Genomic DNA, 17,887 nt, shown 5'->3' with positions numbered 1-17,887 from the left:
ATTACGCAAGTAAGTAAGATCCCTCAAAGACGATGAGGTAGATAGGTTCGGGGTGGAAGCGTGGCGACACGTGCAGCTGACGAATACTAATCGATCGAGGACTTAACCAAATATGAATTTGCGAGCATCAATGTCTTTTATCCAGTTTTGAGTGAACAACTCAAGGTCTAGTGATGATGGCGAAGAGGTCACACCCGTTCCCATACCGAACACGGAAGTTAAGCTCTTCAGCGCCGATGGTAGTTGGGGGTCTCCCCCTGTGAGAGTAGGACGTCGCTGGGCATTAGAAAAGTCGTTACCGAGCAATCGGTGGCGGCTTTTTTCTTTTGTACTAGAAAAAAAGCCGAAGGCAAAGAATTGAAGGTAAAGAATTGTAGATACTTGCAAAAAAGAGAGTCTCATAACGTAGGACAAAGAAAAAATGTGTCATCTCAGAGAAAGTTAACTCTTTATTTTGAGAAATGGTCGCTTTCACGGGCTAATTGATTGCTTTTGGAGTCTCCTTAGTCGCTTATACAACTCATTTGGTTGCTCTAACAGACAAACTAGTCTCCCTTATCCATATTTTTACTAAAATTCTCAATAAAAAATTGGTCACCGAGTAATCGGTGACCAATTTTTTGTGTATTATGTTGCTTAAGAGTAAGAAATGGTTATGTAATTGGCTGCTATGTTATTCAGCGAGATAATATTTTCCCTCTATTGTGTTCTTAAGTGGGCTTATACTTGCCGAATCGGCTAGAAACAGACACAATAAAAACTAATAGGGGGGTTCAGTTTGGTAGTAATACTAGCAGTAGATGATGATGTGCATACGTTAGATTTAATATCTATTTATTTGTCTCAAACGGGATACCAAGTAATCAAAGCAACTAACGGGAAAGAAGGATTAGCATTAATAGAAAATATAACTCCTGATCTTGCAATTGTAGATGTTATGATGCCCATTATGGATGGATTAACTTTAACGAAGCAAATACGTGATCAATATGATATTCCTGTATTACTTTTAACTGCAAAAGGAAGATTAGAGGATAAAGAAAAAGGATATTTGGCTGGTTCTGATGACTATTTAGTAAAACCTTTTGAACCAAAAGAATTACTATTTCGTATACGAGCAATTTTGAGAAGATACGATAAAACGAGTGATGCCAATATTCAAGTAGGAAATTTATGTATCAATCGAAAGCGATTTGAAGTGCATGTTGGTGAAGATATATTAGTATTGCCGTTAAAGGAGTTTGAGTTGCTTTCTAAGCTTGCTACTAAACCAAACCAAGTGTTTACGCGTGATCAACTAATAGAATCAGTATGGGGAATGGATTTTGAGGGCGACGAACAGACTTTAAGTGTACATATTAAACGAATTCGGGAACGTTTAAGTAAATTGCAAACTGATATTCATATCACTACAGTACGTGGCATCGGATATAAATTAGAGGGCAAGCGTTTATGAGAACCTTATATAGTAAGTTTGTATGGATGACACTTCTCATTATGTTTCTCAGTGGGTCTTTAGGATTTATCATTGTGAATACGTATTACCATCAAAATTTAAAAGTGAAAAATGATTCGAAGAATGTGCTTGTTGCAAAATCTATGGTGAAGCTGATTGAGACAACTGAGCAAAACGATTTAGAGCCTATTCTAAATGCTTTTGGAGATAGTGGGTATCAAATATATATTATAAGTGAAGAAGGCCATATAAAGAGCTTTGGTGGTGATTTCAGAGAAAATGATATAAGTACTACTGTAGTGAAAAGCGTTATAGGGGGAGATATATATCATGGAATGAAGGAGTTTCCTAGAGAAACCTTTATTACGGGGTATTTTTCAAATGAATTAACAAATACAGTTGGAGTTCCATTTACATATGACAATAAAAAATATGCATTATTTCAGAGACCTAATATAAAATTTCTATTTAATGAAATCCATATATTATTAGGTGGTCTTGCAGCAGCAATGATTGTCATCAGTGTAATTGCTATGTTAATAGTAGCGAAAAAAATGATTAATCCTTTATCGAAATTGACCATTGCTACTAGAAAAATTGCGAACGAAGATTTTCAAGTACCGATACCAGTTTATCAAAAAGATGAAATTGGACAACTAGCAGAAAGTTTTCGATATATGGTGAAGCAGTTGGAAGCAAGTGACCGATATAAGAAAGAATTTATATCAAGAGTATCACATGATTTTCAAACACCATTATTAAATATTCAAGGCTATGCTACATTACTTGAGAACGAAAAGCTGAACGAAAAGGATTTATTAACATACACATCCATTATTCAAAAAGAAGCAAAGCGTTTATCAAGCGTAATGAAGCAATTATTGATACTTACTTCATTTGATCAAATGAATCACCGAAGAAAAAAAGAAAGTTTTCGACTTGATAACCAGTTAAAACAAGTCGTACAAAAGTTTAGATGGATGATGGATGAAAAAGATATATTTCTGAAACTACAACTGAAAGAGGTAGAAATATCAGGAGATATAGAAATGTTGGAGTATGTTTGGGAGAATCTTATCTCGAATGCAATAAAATATAATCGCTCACCTGGAGAAATTCACGTTAAAGTTACTGAATCAATAAATCATATACTTGTTACTATACAAGATACTGGAGTTGGCAATAAAGATTCTAATTATGATCAATGGACAGACCGTTTTTACCGCGATGATATAGCAAGATCTACACAAATTGAGGGTAGTGGACTTGGCCTTGCCATTGTAAAAGAAGTGATTCAGTCTCATAATGGACGCTTATTATTTGATAGTGTAGAGCCATTTGGAACGAAGGTAACCGTTCAATTAAATAAGCTGTAATTTTCTGTTCATCTTCCGTTCATTTTCACCATGTATAGTACCCCTTATAAGGGGGAAGCAAAATGAAAAATAAAAGTCACTGGCTTATCATTATAGCTACCTGGCTATCAATAGTAATATTACTTTCTTTTCTTGCTCCATCAGGAAAAGAAGTGGCGAGTTCATCCAAAAATGCTGGACTTCCAGAGACAGCTTTGTCTATACAAGCGGATAAAATGCTAAAAGAGAAGTTCTCTACTAGTGATGGATTACCTTTAATCATCGTTTTTGAAAATAAAAAAGGAGCTTCTGATGAAGAAATTCAAGAAGTTCTACAATTAATGGAAAAAAATTATTCAAATATGCCGAGGTTCTCTCAAATTCCTTTGGAACAACGGGCTTCTTTTGTATCGGAGGATCAGAAGACATTTTTCATTCCATTAATTTTACAAGGAAATTTAGAAAGTAAAGAGGTTCATGAAGAGGTTAAAGAGATTAAAAATAATGTATCTCAAATTGTTCCTTCCGAGTTCAAGATTTACTACACAGGACCAGCGGGAATAGCAAGTGATACAATAGAACTTTTCTCACAGGCTGATTTGATATTACTTTTAGCGACAGTTGGTATTATTTTTATCCTACTTATCCTAATTTACCGTTCATTCTTACTTGCGATTATTCCTCTTATTGGGGCTAGTATTGTGTATGGGGTCGTGGACAGATTGATTGGTCTCACAGGAAAGTTCACATCAATTACGATTGAAAACCAAGCCCTTTCCATTATGACGATTTTATTATTCGCTGTAATAACGGATTATTCCCTTCTGCTGTACGCACGGTATAAAGAAGAACAGGATATGAAAGTGGCACTTGCTCGAACAAGAGAAACCATTCTATTTAGTGGTGGAACTATTTTAGCGGGAGTAGCAACACTTTCGTTTGCCATATATGAACCATATCGTAATTTTGCACCGGTGTTTGTTATTGCGGTAATTACCATGCTAATAGCAGGTCTTACTCTTTTGCCAGCATTGTTTGCTGTTGTAAAAATGCCGAAACAGAAAAACAAGAAATCGAAGCTTTGGATTTTAGCCGGTAACATAAGCACTCAAAAGCCATGGAGAGTTGCACTCCCTATCCTCTTGCTTGTAGGAATAGGGACTTGGCATGCTACAACCACTGTCTATTCCTATGATTTATTGGAATCCTTTCCAAAGGAATTATCTTCGCGAGAAGGTTTTAAAAAACTAGGTGAAGCATTTTCAGAAGGTGAAATTGCACCTACAACAATTTTAATTAAATCAACAGATGATAATACCATTTCGAGTATTATAGAAAAGATAGAAGATAGACCATTAGTCGATCAAGTACGACCTTCTTCAGAGGCTGATGGTCATACACAGTTTTCTGTTATATTAAAAGCCAATCCTTATAGTAAAGAGGCTTTAGATGAAATAGAAAATATAAGAGATCAGTTCAAAGAACAAAATGTTCAGGTTAGTGGAGAAACAGCAAAACAAGTCGATATTCGTAACATTAATGGAAGAGACACCAGTTTGGTAATGATATTAACGACTGTTTTAATAGGTGCAATGCTAGCATTTCAAACAAAATCTATCCGAGTATCTCTATTAATAATAGTTTCTATATTATTATCTTTTGGAGCATCGTTAGGATTCTCCACATGGATCTTTAACCTATTATTTAATTACTCGTCGTTTAGTTATCGTATACCTTTGTATTCTTTCGTTTTTTTAGTAGCTTTAGGAGTAGACTATTCTATTATGTTGATGAGTAGATTAAAAGAAGAGAGAAAACAACTCAGCGAGCAGGAGGCAATTGCAAAATCTGTTGAATTAACAGGAGGCGTTATTTCTGCAGCAGGTTTAATTTTGGCAGCTACGTTTGCAGTATTGATTACACAGCCTGTAATGGAACTGAAAGTATTTGGTTTTGTAGTAGCGTTTGGCGTTCTAATCGATACTTTTATCGTAAGACCGCTATTATTACCTGCATTGTTAACAATTACAAGAAAAAAATAGGAGGAAATTGAGATGCAACAAAAATGGAGTCTACGTTTAATACGAGCTGGTGCATTATTTGGATTACTAGGAGCTTATCTTGGATCTCATATGGCTGGAGCAGGATCCTATGCACTTCGCCCAATCCACGCCCATATTTTATTAGTTGGGTGGCTATCGTTATTTGTTTATGGATTGTTTTACAAGTTATATAAAATTAAATCGCCAAAGCTTGTAGCGGTGCATGGATGGACAGCAATTATAGGAGCAATCGGGTTACCATTAGGTATGTATTTACAGTTCATGCAACCATTTAATATAAACGAGACATTTGCGTTAATTGCATATATTGTAGGTGGAACTTTGCTACTAATAAGTTTTGCAATATTTGTCTTGGTTACATTTAGAATTGAAAAAGAATAGAACTAAAAAAGCTGGAGCCTATAGTAAAATGGGCTTCAGCTTTTATATTAAACAGACTTTCGTTTTTTATTTCTACTAATTCCGGCAAGTGTCGGAATGCACATACCAACTAAAATAATTGCTATGCCGAGAACTTGTATCCAGGATAATGCCTCACTTAATACTATTACTGAAACAGTCACAGCAACCGGCAATTCCATTGCGCTTAAAATAGAAGAAACTGCTCCTCCTACTTTTGGAACCGCAATAACAAATAAATAAATTGGAATAATAATACCGAGCAAACCAAGGGCCAGTCCATAGAAAATAAGTGGTTCTGTAAACAGCTTTCCATTCCATATAATTTCAGGACTTTGGAATAAGGTAATCATGATCATTGCAAAAAAAGAAACGAACAATAGACGAGTAGTTGTATTCATACCTACCACTTGCTTTGTATTGACGTTCATATTAAGGGAAAATGATAGTGCAGCGGCAAATCCAAATACCCAGCCTTTCCAGTCAATACCACTTAAATCGACATCAATTACACCAGCAGCTAAAATGGTTCCGACAAATAATATGATAAGGGAAATAACTTCTGGCCTAGATGGTAACCGTCTTCTTAGAATACAATCAATAAGTGTTCCAATCCAAGTGAATTGAAAAAGCATAACTACTGCAAGAGAAGCTGGTAAATAGATAAGTGCCTGTCCATAAACAATTCCTGTAAGTCCAGTAAAAATACCAGCTAACAAAACGATTTTAAAGCCACCATTGAAACGGGGAAGCTTTCGTTGTGTCACCATATATATAATGAATGCTAAAAGAAAACCAATAATATATTGACTTGATGTTGCTTCAGAGGCAGTGTAACCATCCCCAATTGCCAGTTTGATCATTGTTGATAATGTCCCATAACAGCTTGCTGCAAAAACAACCATTAAGGGGTAAATCCATAATTTCATAAAACTTCTCCTTTAATCGACGTCGACCGTTTTCACCATATGATGAAAAGGTTCGCCAATAATTGTCCAAGGACATACAGTAACAAATCCAAGACGATTATACAAGCGGATTGCAGCTTCTTTTTCCGTTTCTACATTCAAGGAGAGTTTTCCACCACTAGCATTTTTCACTAATTGTTCTGCATGTGTTAAAAGTTTTGTTCCAATTCCATGACCGCGATATGTTGGGTCAACTACAACCGTATCTATATACCACTCACCAGGTAGTGTTTCACGATCTATTTTGATAGAGGTACCTTTCTTATTGGAAAGATATTTCTCTAAATTTGCATCGAGTGTAACTGCTTGCTCTGATGTATAAAAGACAAGTGCGCCAGCAACTTTCCCTTCCATTTCTGCGACATACGTATGCAAATAGGAATGTCGATTGTCTGTCCGAGAAAATAAATGGACAAATTCCTTTGTGATAGCTCTTTCTTCCGTTTCTCCAGTCATTTGCATGGAGATATCACCTATTGCTTCCATAATCAGTGGAACGGTTGCCTGTGCATCTTCTTTCCGTGCTTTTCTAATTTTTAATTCCATTATTAAATTCACCTTCCAACTTTCTATTATAACATAATCATGTAAACACTTTGCCTCTAGAAGAAATGGAAATACATTTAAAAATATTTTTAAATTTATGAAACTTTTCTGTTCTATATGTAGTAGAATAGATGTAATGAGACAAAGGAGGAATAGGAATGGATTTCGAATCAATACCGTGGGTGCTAGTATTACCACTAATAATTCTCCAGTTTATTTTAATGATAGTAGCTATTATTGACTTAATACGAGTAACCCATACGAACGGTCCTAAATGGTTATGGGGAATTATTATTGTTTTTGGAAATATCATTGGATCAATTATCTACTTTATCGTTGGGAGAAGAAATGAATGAATACACTACTTCATATGCAGGGTTTAACAAAAGAATATGGTAAAGAAAAGGCAGTAGACAATGTCACTTTTTCATTGAATAAAAATACGTCAACTGCTCTAATTGGACCGAATGGGGCAGGGAAAACAACTACTTTATCGATGCTTGCTGGTCTGCTTAAACAAACAACTGGATCCATTGAATTGGACGTAGAAATAAAGGGAGATATAAGACGTGAAATAGGATTTCTTCCTCAATATCCCCAGTTTTATTCATGGTTAACAGCACTTGAATTTATAGAGATGGCTGCAAAGTTAAGTGGAGTGGACACAAAGATTGCAAAAGCAGAAGCAGAAAAAACGTTGGAATTCGTCGGTCTAGGTGAGGCTAAAAAGAAAAAGACCGGAACGTTTTCTGGTGGGATGAAACAGCGTCTAGGTCTAGCGCAAGCAATCGTTCACAAACCTGCATTGCTTTTACTAGATGAACCAGTTTCTGCATTAGATCCCATAGGAAGACGAGAAATTATGAATCTATTAAAAGAATTACAAGCAAAAACGACTATTTTATATTCCACTCATATTTTAAATGATGCGGAGGAAATGACCGATCAATTATTATTTTTACGAAAAGGTAAATTAGTGGAGCAAGGTTCTATGGAAGAAGTTCGTCAAAAGTATGCAAATCCTCAGTACAAAATTTATTTCACAAACGCTGAAGAGGCAGCAAAATTTATTGATACTTCACCTTATCCTGTAAGACAGGATGGTCCAACTGCTTTTATTGAAATAGGAGAGGATACTAAACTACAAATGAATGAGATATTACGTGTACTTGGAAATAGTCATTATAGTTTGACGAAGGTTGAACGAGCTACTGCTAGTTTAGAAGAAATCTTTTTACAGGTGGTGAATAAAGGATGAGTAACTTTTCGGTTTTATTCCAAAAAGAGTGGCGTGAAAATGTACGGAACTTTAAAATCCTTTGGATACCGCTAGTGTTTATATTGTTTGGCATATCTGAGCCACTAATGAATTATTATTTACCTCAAATCTTAAATACAGTAGGGAATATGCCAGAAGGAGCAGTTTTTCAGTTACCTCAATTATCTCCAGAGCAAATTGTTATGTCTACTGTAAGCCAGTATCAATTTATTGGAATGCTAGTTTTGACACTTGGTTTTGCAGGTATTATAGCAAGGGAGCGAAAAAATGGGTCTGCAACGCTTTTATATGTTCGTCCGATTACTTACTCTAGTTATGTGTTTAGTAAATTAGTAATGATGAGCATACTTGTTATTAGTAGTGTGATTCTTGGATTGTTAACGAACTTATATTATACGTATGTCCTGTTTGGAGCGGTCGATATGGGTTCATTTTTAGGGTTTCTTGGGACTTATATTGTATGGATTTTGTTCGTAATTAGTATTGTTTTATTTTCAAGTGCAACTTTTTCCACAGGGATTGCTTCTACTGTTTCACTTGTACTTGTATTAATTGTTCAATTAATCGATTCTTTACTTGGAGCTTATTGGACGATTTCACCATGGAAGCTGCCGATGTATGCTGGGATGATATTAAATGGCGATGTGGATAACACCCCATTTATATGGAGTTTAATTGTTACTTTTATAGCTATCATTTTTCTTTTAGCCGGAGCAATCTATTTTGCGAAAAAGAATGCTTCTAAGTCGAAGATATAATTATTTATAGATATAGAGGAGCATTTGTCACTTTTTCGCCTCATCGATTTTGCTATGCAATTATTAGAAGGTATTAACCTGACCTGCGTGAATATATAGTGGAAGTGGTTGGCAATTACAGTAGAATCAGCACCCTTTTCGAGAAAGAATAACATTAGAGGGAAATCTTACGCTTGAAAATAATAATGAAAATTATCAATTTATAGGGTAAGATGCATCTGGTTAAGAGGCTTTAGAAATATTCAAAGCTGATAGGAATTGTTACGTCTATGAGTATGTATTAAAATAAATGTAAAAATTTTTACAAAAAAGAGGACTTTTCTTATGAGTATTCAAGTAAAATAAAGATGTACATGAATGGTACATATTATTTGAAAAGGAGGACTTATTTTGAATCCAGTTGAAACAGAACAAACTGAAGGGTATTCCAATACTGTTACCCCAAAAACAGCGGCTAATATGTCCGTAGGAGAATGGCTGCTTACGATGCTAATTATGATTATTCCTATTGTAAACATCGTCATGCTATTTATATGGGGGTTTGGTAATCCAGATCCACGTCGTAACTACGCACGCGCCTCTCTAATTTGGATGGCTATTAGCATCGGACTTATTATTATTTTTTATGGCGTTATATTTGCATTAATTTTTTCTACCGCTAATTCTTATTAAATTCTATTTCCCGGGAAATAACAATTCTCGACATTTAAAAGTATCCCAACACAAAACGTGGGATACTTTTTTATTTGTTAGACCCTGTTGTTTATTGGTCCTGATGTGGTACAAAAAAGATGAATACATGCCGTATTTTACGTTTGTGCCTTAGGATGAGTCAGCTCAGCTCCAATGTGGGGACATTTTCGCATTCTTGCGATGTGTAAATGGGGCTAGAGTGATTCCTAAAGAATAGTGCAGTTTTCTTTGTATCTTTACATAGTTTAATGATGCTTTTTGTTATAATAAAAAAAAGGAGCTGTTTCTTATGAAAATAGCATTATTCGGAGCTACTGGGCGTGTAGGGGGAGAACTTCTTTCTTTGTTGCTAGAGAATAATCATCACGTGACAGTTCTTGTAAGAAAACCAGAGATGCTCCAGGTTCATGCTAATTTAACTGTAATAAAAGGCGATGCAAGAGTAAAATCAGATATAGAAAAAACTTTAGATAGCGTTGATTCAGTTGTAAGTGCATTAGGTACTGATCAAACAACTGTATTAACAGAAGCAGTAGCACATATCATTTCTATTATGGAGAAACAAAATATAAATCGAATCGTCACTATTGGTACAGGGGGGATATTATCAAGTCGGGTGAACCCTGAATTGTTAAGGTATCAATCTTCAGAATCAAAGAGAAAATCAACTATAGCTGCGAAAGAGCATCATAAAGTGTATGACATGTTAAAAGAAACCTTGTTAGATTGGACGATAGTTTGTCCAACATATTTACCAACTGGTGCAGCTACAAATGCTTATATTATTGAAAGAGATCGATTGCCGGTTGGAGCAGTTCAAACTACAACAGGGGACACAGCTTTATTTACATATAAGGAATTGATGGAAACAAACCATATTGGTCATCGAGTAGGAATTATGAGCCCAGAGTAAGATATATATTTTAGGAGAAGTTAAATGAAAAAGTGGTTAGTTTTGTTACTAGTATTAGTAGCTATATTATATTTTGGAAATAAAAACATAAAAACTACAGAGATAGTAGTAGAATCAGATAAATTACCTACTTCCTTTAATGGATTAAAGATTGTACAGATTTCGGATCTGCACGATGCAACATTTGGTGAAAATCAAACAAAACTTGTAAAAAAGGTGAAGGACGCCAAACCAGATTTAATCTTTATAACCGGTGATTTAATAGATAGTAATCGATATGATTTAGAAAATAGTCTTGATTTAGTAGAGCAAATAGCATCAATTGCACCTATTTATTATGTTACTGGTAATCATGAAATCGCAACGAATGACATGGAGAATATTAAAACCTCTTTGACGGAGCTAGGAGTAAATGTATTAACGAATGAAGAGGAAACAATTGAAAAAGACGGTGAACAGGTTCGAATAATTGGTATTGAAGACCCGTTAAATGGAGTTCTTGTTAAGGAAGCGCTCAGTAAATTTAAAAAATCGGATACCTTTACATTAGTTCTTTCTCATCGACCTGAAACGTTTGAAGATTATGTAGATCATAACATGGATATAGTTTTCTCGGGACATGCGCATGGAGGTCAGTTTCGAATTCCTTGGATAGGTGGTTTAGCAGCACCGGGACAAGGATTGTTCCCACATTTTACAGCCGGAGTATATGAAGAAAATAATACGAGGATGATTGTAAGTAGAGGCCTTGGAAACAGTGTTTTTCCAGTGAGGGTATTTAATACACCAGAGATTATTAGTGTCACATTAATATCGAAATAAGAAAAGCTTAATTTTAAGCATACAATAGTAGACTGAAGTGGAAGGCGGCGACTCCAGCCGGAATAGCGAATGTTTTCTACACCGAAAGCGAAGCGGCAGGTGCATGAGCTGAAGACCCTGGACTGAGCGGAGCGAAATTAATTTTTGCGACGAGCTTGCGCAGGAGCAAGGGAAGCGGCTGAAGCCATGCCAACGGAAAGCGTCCGCCTGGAACGGAAAATCAACGGGGCCCAGACATAAGCGAGCGTTAGGCTTCGGAAAACCTGATTCATCCTATATAAAAATAAATTCGAGTTTTTCTACAGTATAAAAAGCTCTCCGCTAATGCAGAGAGCTTTTCTTATTTAACCTATAAGCGATCTCGATCATAACGATCTTTTGCTTCGCCAACTGTTTTCTGAGCTTCACCTTTCAGTTTATCTAATTTACCATCAGCTTGTAAACTTCTATCATCTGTCGCATTTCCAATTTGATCTTTTGTTTCACCTTTAACTTTGTTCACAGTACCTTTTAATTTGTCAGATAATCCACTCATGTAAATTCCTCCTCAAATTATTAATCTACTCTTTGTTTACCCGAAGGAGGGGGGCATTAAACTTATTCAACGATTTCAAATTGCTGAAGCATGGCATAGAACCTTGCACCATGACCTTCCGCAGCTTCTAAGAAATACTTCTCTCTAATCACAAAGCTACCACCATTTTTATTGTCTACTATATACACATTTGTAATGGGACTGTCCCATTCAGAACCGCTAATTCCATGCAACTTAAAGCCTTCAATTGGTTCTGTAACGCGTTCGGTTTCAGTGACATTCGTATATTCAGCTTTCAATTCCTTTTCTAAAGTTGAGACCATATCCTCGGGTGATTTATCCGTAATTTGCTTGATTTCCATGGAAACTTCCGGATACTTTTCTTCTAAAGGCTCCTTGGTCGTAATAATATCCGAGGTTTCTCCCTGGATAAGTTTATATCGTTCTTCATCGATATAAATAACGTATTCTGAATCTTTACCTTCTTGTAAAACGACTTCTGTTTCTTCATCCATTCCTTCAATACTTTGTGTTATTTGTTTCTCTGGAACGAAAATGTCTTTAATTTGTTTAATGAATGCCATACCTGTGTTGGTTTGTGTACTAAACAATAGAATTACGGCAGCTGCAGCGGCAATTGTAATAGGAACAAACTTAGATTTCTTTTTCAAATGTTTATCCTTTCTATTCTTTTCTGGAAATAGCTCTCTGTCTAGATTATTCCAAATATCTTCTTTTAATTGATCTTGATTATCCTCAGTATGCTTTAGGATTTCTATTTTTGCTCTTTTATCCATTTGATCCATTCAAATTCCCTCCATTTCAGTCAAATGTAATTGTTTCTTTAATAGGTTTCTCCCGTTAAATAATCTTGATTTAACCGTGTTTTGGTTCAACTCTAAAATTTGTGCAATTTCTCTTTCAGAAAAGCCTTTTATATATTTTAATAAAATTGGTATTCGGTATAAGTCCGACATGTTTTGTATGATCTCGTATAAATCCGTTACATTTTCTTTAGAATGTTCCATTAGTTGTGTATAGTGCTCATTTAGAGCCGTGTTAATCGGACTATTTTTCTTTTCTTTATTTAAAAGTCGATTGCATTCATTGACTAAAATGCGGTAGAACCAAGCATTAAAAGAAAGTGCAGTATCGTAAGAAGATATATTACGGTAAACACGAATAAAAGCTTCCTGTACAGCATCTTTTGCATGTTCATCATTTCGTGTAATAGCCTTAGCGGTACGAATAGCATAACTTGCATACTCATCATATAAGCTCCGAAAAGCATCCTTATTTCCTTTTTTTATTTCCCTTATAATATCTTCGTGCATATGAATTGTTCACTCCTTCCGTAAATAATGTCTTCAATATATATACCCTTCAAACGTTTGAAAAGTTGAGAGGAAAATAAAAAAACTGCTTAAAGTTGTCCTTTAAGCAGTTTTATATTTATTTAAACCAACCCTTCTCCTTAAACCGAGAAATAGCTTCTATTCGGTTGCCTACATCTAATTTATCTAATATAACAGATATATAGTTTCGGACAGTTCCCGTAGTGAGGTATAGTTCCCCTGCAATTTCCTTTGTGCTTTTCCCATCTGCAATCAATTCAAGTACTTGGCTTTCGCGCTCGGTTAAAGGATTATCCTCTTCAAACGCAATATCTACTAATTCAGGAGCGTATATACGACGACCATCCATAATCGTACGAATAGAATTAGCAAGTTCTTCACTAGGACTATCTTTAAGCAAATACCCACTAACCCCAGCTTTTCGAGCACGCTCAAAATAACCAGATCTTGCAAAAGTCGTTAAAATAATCACTTTGCAATTTTCCTCTTTTAATTCTTCTGCAGCATCCAATCCACTTTTTACTGGCATTTCAATATCCATAATACAAATATCAGGCTGCAATTGATGGATTAGCTTAAGAGCTTCCTCTCCATTATTCGCTTTTCCCACAACCTCCATATCTTCTTCTAGATCAAGAAGTGAACCAAGGGCACCAAGCACCATTCGTTGATCTTCTGCAATTACAATTCGAATCATTTGTTATTCCTCCTGTCTCGATTGCTGAATCACATTTGGCACACGTATATTAAGAGTTGTTCCATTTTTCGTGTGAATGTCGAAACTACCATTTACAAATTCTAATCGTTCTTTAATGCCTCGTAATCCATGTCCTTTAGACCAATCCTTTTCCAAAACCAAACCAGTGCCATTGTCATGAATTTTGAGCAAGGTTTCTTTTGCAGATTGTTTAATAGATATAGAACAAGAGGTAGCATTACTATGTTTCACAACATTCGTTACGGCTTCTTTTAGACACATACTTAGTACGTTTTCGACAAGGAGGGGAGTTTTCACTAGTTCCGCTGTCCCGCTTACTTTACAATCGATCTGTGCGGCTAGTAAAATTTGCTTCACGCGAAATAGTTCCTCTTCAAGTTTTGTACCACGCATATTTGTCACAAGTTCTCGTACTTCCTTTAAAACTGAGCGGGCAGTTTGGTTAATATCATTAATTTCATTTTTTGCAGCTTCCGGATTTTTTTCGATTAGCCTGCTCGCTAAATCACTTTTCAAACCTATAAGTGATAGTTTTTGTCCTAGTGTATCATGTAAATCCCGAGCGATACGTTCTCTTTCTTCAATAATGATATATCGGGAAATACGTTTTTGTGCGTCCTCCAGCTGACCTTCTAATACTTCGCGTTTGTTTCGATTGTATGTATTGAATGGCAATAAAATCACACCGATTAAACAGATGATGAGGAAGGGCATGTGCGAAAGGAAGAGCTCCATTTGTGTAAAGAAACCAATTATAACTGCTGTGATCATTGCTACTAAATGAATACTGTAAATGACAAAAAAGTTTGCTTTTTGTTGAATATTCCCAATAAAAAAAGATAAAAAGATAGAAAAATAAATATATCCATATAAAAAAGTCATACTGACACTTATGGCGATTTCTACAAATACGCATATATAGAGAAGTATGCCCTTCGATGTGAAAGATGACCGATAAACAATAAAAAATAATAGCGTGAGTATTAAACCAATTATTATTTCAAGTTGACTAGATGACTTAAAAATAAAGAAGAAAGGAAAAATACAAAAAACAATCCAAGCATAAATACTTAACCAAGGATATTTAGGGAATACTTGATACCATTTTGTCAATTGCTACACCTCTATTGGTTCCATATAATTCTTATTATATAGGAAAAACCATTCCTTTTTAACTGGGAATGGTTTTTCCTGTAAATTATTTTCCGTCGAAGCTTGCATTTTTGGAATGTAATTTAACGTTCGCTTTAGGGTTCTTTAGTAAGTGTTTAATTTCTTTAAAGCTGACAAAGTTTTTATTTGCTTCATCGTACAGACGGAAGCGAATAGATTGTAAGCTCGTACGTAGATTAATCGTAGTTGCCTTTTGTAAAGGTGGTGTCGATTCATGCGCAATCTCTAAATTGTAATTAGGAACACGAGGGCTTAGATGATGCACATGATGGAATCCTATATTTCCAGTTACCCATTGTAATACTTTTGGTAATTTGTAATAAGAGCTTCCATCAACCGCAGCTTTTACATAATCCCATTCTGATTCATCTTCAAAATAAGAATCTTCAAATTGATGTTGGACGTAGAATAACCATATTCCAAGTGATCCAGCAACGAAAAGAATCGTACCTTGGATAATTGCAAATGCTTGCCATCCGATTAACCAAATCATTAGGGAGTAAATAACAATGACAGAAATATTGATCAAGTATGTGTTGTTACGTTCTTTAGGACGAGCATCTTTACGGTTAACTCGATTGCTAACTAAGAATAATAATGCTGGCCCTAGACCAAACATTACGATTGGATTACGGTATAGACGATAAGAAAGTCGTTTCATTGGAGTTGCTTCTATATATTCTTCAACTGTCATCATCCATATATCACCGACACCGCGTTTATCTAAATTTCCACTTGTAGCATGGTGTATATTGTGTTCACGTTTCCATTTCTCATAGGCGAATAAAGTGATAATTCCAGTGATGGTACCAGTAATGTTGTTTGCTTTCTTATTCTTGAAGAACGAACCGTGTGTACAGTCATGAAAAATAATGAAAATACGAACAACAAAACCTGCAGCGACAACTGAAATTGCGACAGTCAACCAAATAGATACATCTAGGCTTAGGTAAGCTAAAAACCAAAGGATAAAAAATGGTGGGATTGTATTTATAAGCTGAAAAACACTCTTTTTCAACTCGGAATTTTCAAATGGCTTAACATTTTTGCGTAGCTCAAGCGTTTTTTCTCTGCTCATTGTATTCCTCCTAATAATAATCATTACCATAACTATAAGGAAATTACCCAATTAGGAGTAGGCATAAACGTCAAGTCATAAACATGACAAGTGTCATATAGGCGAATATATATAGAAGGATGAAAAGAAAAAAAACTGACCGAAAAAATTCGGCCAGCTTTTACTAATATTATTAGCGATCACGTTTCAATAAACGTATTGTCTCATCAAATTCTTTATCAATTTCAGCATTTGGTTTGTAAGTCATTAAGCTTACTACCACTGCAACGATTAAGGCTAAAACGAAACCTGGAACGATTTCATATAAAGCACTTGAAAGAGTCTCATTTGTTCCCCAGATTACTACAGTTACTGCACCAACAACCATACTTGCTAACGCACCGGTTGAAGTAATTTTTCTCCAGTAAAGAGTTAATAGGATAACTGGACCAAATGCTGCCCCAAAACCTGCCCATGCAAATGATACAAGTTTCAAGATGGTTGAATTTTGATCCCATCCAATTGCCAATGCAATAACAGATACAACAAGTACTGCCAAACGTCCATATAATACATACGTTTTGTCTGATGCATCCGTTTTAATAACTGCTTTGTATAAATCTTCAATTAATGCAGACGATGTAACGATTAATTGAGAAGAAATAGTACTCATAACTGCTGCTAAGATAGCTGCAAGCATAATACCAGCAATAAATGGATGGAATATAATTTGACCTAGCGCGATGAAAACAGTTTCAGGATTTTCTAAACTTAGTTCTGGATGTTGTTGATAGTAAGCAACTCCAACCAAAGCAGTAGCAATGGCTCCACCTAAGCTTAAAATCATCCATCCAATACCGATACGACGTGCTTGTTTTGTTTCTTTAACAGAGCTAATTGCCATGAATCGAACAATAATATGGGGTTGTCCGAAATAACCAAGACCCCAAGCAACCGCGGAAATTCCACCTACTAAAGTAGTTCCTGCGAAAAGACTTAGATGTGTAGGGTTCACTGCCTTAATAGACTCAATTGTTTCTCCTAATCCGCCTGTTGTAAATACTCCTACAATAGGTACAGAAATTAATGCTAAGAACATTAGAAGACCTTGAAGGAAATCCGTATAACTAACTGCCAGGAAGCCACCGAATAACGTATAGGCAACTGTTACACCTGAAACAATTAGAAGACCAGTGTGGTAATCTAAACCAAATGAGCTTTCAAAGAAAACTCCACCTGATACCATTCCTGATGAAACGTAAAACGTGAAAAATAATAAAATAATTAGACCTGAAGCAATACGTAGTAAACGTGAAGATTGCTTTAAACGGCTTTCTAAATAACTAGGAATTGTAATAGAGTCATTTGATACTTGTGTGTAAACACGTAATCTAGGTGCAACGAATAACCAGTTTAAGTAAGCACCTATCGTTAATCCGATTGCAATCCAAGCTTGACCCATACCTGAAAGATAAATAGCTCCAGGTAATCCCATTAATAACCAACCGGACATATCTGCAGCCCCTGCACTTAATGCAGTTACAGCTGGACCGAGTGAACGACCGCCGAGCATATAATCGGTTAAATTGGTAGTTTTCTTGTAAGAATACCACCCGATAACAAGCATTGCTACCATATAAATAATTATGGCTGTAAGTTGATAAGCTTCTGATGACATAAGCATCCCTCCCAATGTCATCATAACATGCCAAGTAATCGGTTTCATTAGTTTTTAATTATTACCAAACATTTCTTTTATTTATTGATGTTAAAATAGACTTAGAAGAGGAGGTTTTT

The 17,887-nt window shown here is 35.5% G+C and carries 19 protein-coding genes and 2 rRNA genes; 12 read left to right on the top strand and 9 right to left on the bottom strand.

Annotated elements, in window-relative coordinates:
• From PGC35_RS05860 to PGC35_RS05835, 6 genes are all read left to right on the top strand, one after another.
• Nucleotides 1–110 (top strand): 23S ribosomal RNA (locus tag PGC35_RS05860); the annotation flags it as partial.
• A 56-nt stretch (nt 111–166) separates the two neighbouring features.
• Nucleotides 167–282, top strand: a 5S ribosomal RNA gene (rrf, locus tag PGC35_RS05855).
• A gap of 496 nt (nt 283–778) precedes the next feature.
• A complete protein-coding gene (locus PGC35_RS05850) occupies nt 779–1,456 on the top strand; it encodes a response regulator transcription factor (protein WP_375218485.1) in 678 nt (225 codons plus the stop codon).
• Complete coding sequence (locus PGC35_RS05845; protein ID WP_375218484.1) at nt 1,453–2,832, top strand: sensor histidine kinase; 1,380 nt, start codon at nt 1,453–1,455, stop codon at nt 2,830–2,832. The genes PGC35_RS05850 and PGC35_RS05845 overlap by 4 nt, the downstream gene beginning before the upstream one ends.
• 62 nt (nt 2,833–2,894) lie before the next feature.
• The gene (locus PGC35_RS05840; RefSeq protein ID WP_375218483.1) at nt 2,895–4,853 is read left to right on the top strand and encodes an MMPL family transporter; all 1,959 of its coding nucleotides are present in this window, start codon (nt 2,895–2,897) and stop codon (nt 4,851–4,853) included.
• Nucleotides 4,854–4,865: 12 nt separating this feature from the next.
• Nucleotides 4,866–5,255: a hypothetical protein gene (locus tag PGC35_RS05835; RefSeq protein WP_375218482.1), complete on the top strand. Its 390-nt coding sequence runs from the start codon at nt 4,866–4,868 to the stop codon at nt 5,253–5,255.
• Nucleotides 5,256–5,302: 47 nt separating this feature from the next.
• Here PGC35_RS05835 and PGC35_RS05830 read toward each other — a convergent pair whose 3' ends face one another.
• Entirely contained in the window at nt 5,303–6,202 is a 900-nt protein-coding gene (locus tag PGC35_RS05830) for an EamA family transporter (protein WP_053591055.1), read from the bottom strand.
• Between the two features lie 12 nt (nt 6,203–6,214).
• Nucleotides 6,215–6,787 (bottom strand): GNAT family N-acetyltransferase, encoded by a 573-nt coding sequence (locus PGC35_RS05825; RefSeq protein ID WP_375218481.1) that lies wholly within the window; start codon nt 6,785–6,787, stop codon nt 6,215–6,217.
• A 158-nt stretch (nt 6,788–6,945) separates the two neighbouring features.
• Here PGC35_RS05825 and PGC35_RS05820 point away from each other — a divergent pair, with 158 nt between their 5' ends.
• The 6 genes from PGC35_RS05820 to PGC35_RS05795 all read left to right on the top strand — a co-directional run bounded on the left by PGC35_RS05820 (nt 6,946) and on the right by PGC35_RS05795 (nt 11,252).
• Nucleotides 6,946–7,143 carry a PLDc N-terminal domain-containing protein gene (locus PGC35_RS05820; RefSeq protein WP_375218480.1) on the top strand — a complete coding sequence of 66 codons (198 nt, stop codon included), beginning with the start codon at nt 6,946–6,948 and terminating at the stop codon, nt 7,141–7,143.
• Nucleotides 7,140–8,045, top strand: coding sequence for an ABC transporter ATP-binding protein (locus PGC35_RS05815; RefSeq protein WP_375218479.1), 906 nt, complete (start codon nt 7,140–7,142; stop codon nt 8,043–8,045). Before PGC35_RS05820 ends, PGC35_RS05815 begins: the two co-directional genes overlap by 4 nt.
• Entirely contained in the window at nt 8,042–8,824 is a 783-nt protein-coding gene (locus PGC35_RS05810; protein WP_375218478.1) for an ABC transporter permease, read from the top strand. Before PGC35_RS05815 ends, PGC35_RS05810 begins: the two co-directional genes overlap by 4 nt.
• Before the next feature lie 390 nt (nt 8,825–9,214).
• Entirely contained in the window at nt 9,215–9,496 is a 282-nt protein-coding gene (locus PGC35_RS05805) for a hypothetical protein (RefSeq protein WP_231687479.1), read from the top strand.
• A 310-nt stretch (nt 9,497–9,806) separates the two neighbouring features.
• Entirely contained in the window at nt 9,807–10,430 is a 624-nt protein-coding gene (locus tag PGC35_RS05800) for an NAD(P)-dependent oxidoreductase (RefSeq protein ID WP_056829033.1), read from the top strand.
• Between the two features lie 24 nt (nt 10,431–10,454).
• Nucleotides 10,455–11,252 carry a metallophosphoesterase gene (locus tag PGC35_RS05795; RefSeq protein ID WP_375218477.1) on the top strand — a complete coding sequence of 266 codons (798 nt, stop codon included), beginning with the start codon at nt 10,455–10,457 and terminating at the stop codon, nt 11,250–11,252.
• 349 nt (nt 11,253–11,601) lie between these two features.
• Here PGC35_RS05795 and PGC35_RS05790 read toward each other — a convergent pair whose 3' ends face one another.
• From PGC35_RS05790 to putP, 7 genes are all read right to left on the bottom strand, one after another.
• On the bottom strand, nt 11,602–11,787 hold the full coding sequence (locus PGC35_RS05790) for a CsbD family protein (RefSeq protein ID WP_053591048.1): 186 nt from the start codon (nt 11,785–11,787) through the stop codon (nt 11,602–11,604).
• Nucleotides 11,788–11,849: 62 nt separating this feature from the next.
• Nucleotides 11,850–12,593 (bottom strand): hypothetical protein, encoded by a 744-nt coding sequence (locus PGC35_RS05785; RefSeq protein ID WP_375218476.1) that lies wholly within the window; start codon nt 12,591–12,593, stop codon nt 11,850–11,852.
• The gene (locus PGC35_RS05780; RefSeq protein ID WP_056829027.1) at nt 12,594–13,121 is read right to left on the bottom strand and encodes an RNA polymerase sigma factor; all 528 of its coding nucleotides are present in this window, start codon (nt 13,119–13,121) and stop codon (nt 12,594–12,596) included.
• Between the two features lie 118 nt (nt 13,122–13,239).
• On the bottom strand, nt 13,240–13,839 hold the full coding sequence (locus tag PGC35_RS05775; protein ID WP_056829025.1) for a response regulator transcription factor: 600 nt from the start codon (nt 13,837–13,839) through the stop codon (nt 13,240–13,242).
• A gap of 3 nt (nt 13,840–13,842) precedes the next feature.
• A complete protein-coding gene (locus tag PGC35_RS05770) occupies nt 13,843–14,973 on the bottom strand; it encodes a sensor histidine kinase (RefSeq protein WP_056829021.1) in 1,131 nt (376 codons plus the stop codon).
• Between the two features lie 85 nt (nt 14,974–15,058).
• Nucleotides 15,059–16,111 carry a Delta(5) desaturase DesA gene (gene desA / locus PGC35_RS05765; RefSeq protein WP_056829019.1) on the bottom strand — a complete coding sequence of 351 codons (1,053 nt, stop codon included), beginning with the start codon at nt 16,109–16,111 and terminating at the stop codon, nt 15,059–15,061.
• Nucleotides 16,112–16,283: 172 nt separating this feature from the next.
• Nucleotides 16,284–17,768, bottom strand: coding sequence for a sodium/proline symporter PutP (putP, locus tag PGC35_RS05760; RefSeq protein ID WP_275790154.1), 1,485 nt, complete (start codon nt 17,766–17,768; stop codon nt 16,284–16,286).
• Nucleotides 17,769–17,887: the final 119 nt, after the last annotated feature.

This window comes from Psychrobacillus sp. PGGUH221 (genome assembly GCF_042055255.1).
GTDB lineage: Bacteria > Bacillota > Bacilli > Bacillales_A > Planococcaceae > Psychrobacillus.
Note: the sequence above shows the minus strand (reverse complement) of the source record. Positions and strands in the feature narration are given on the sequence as shown.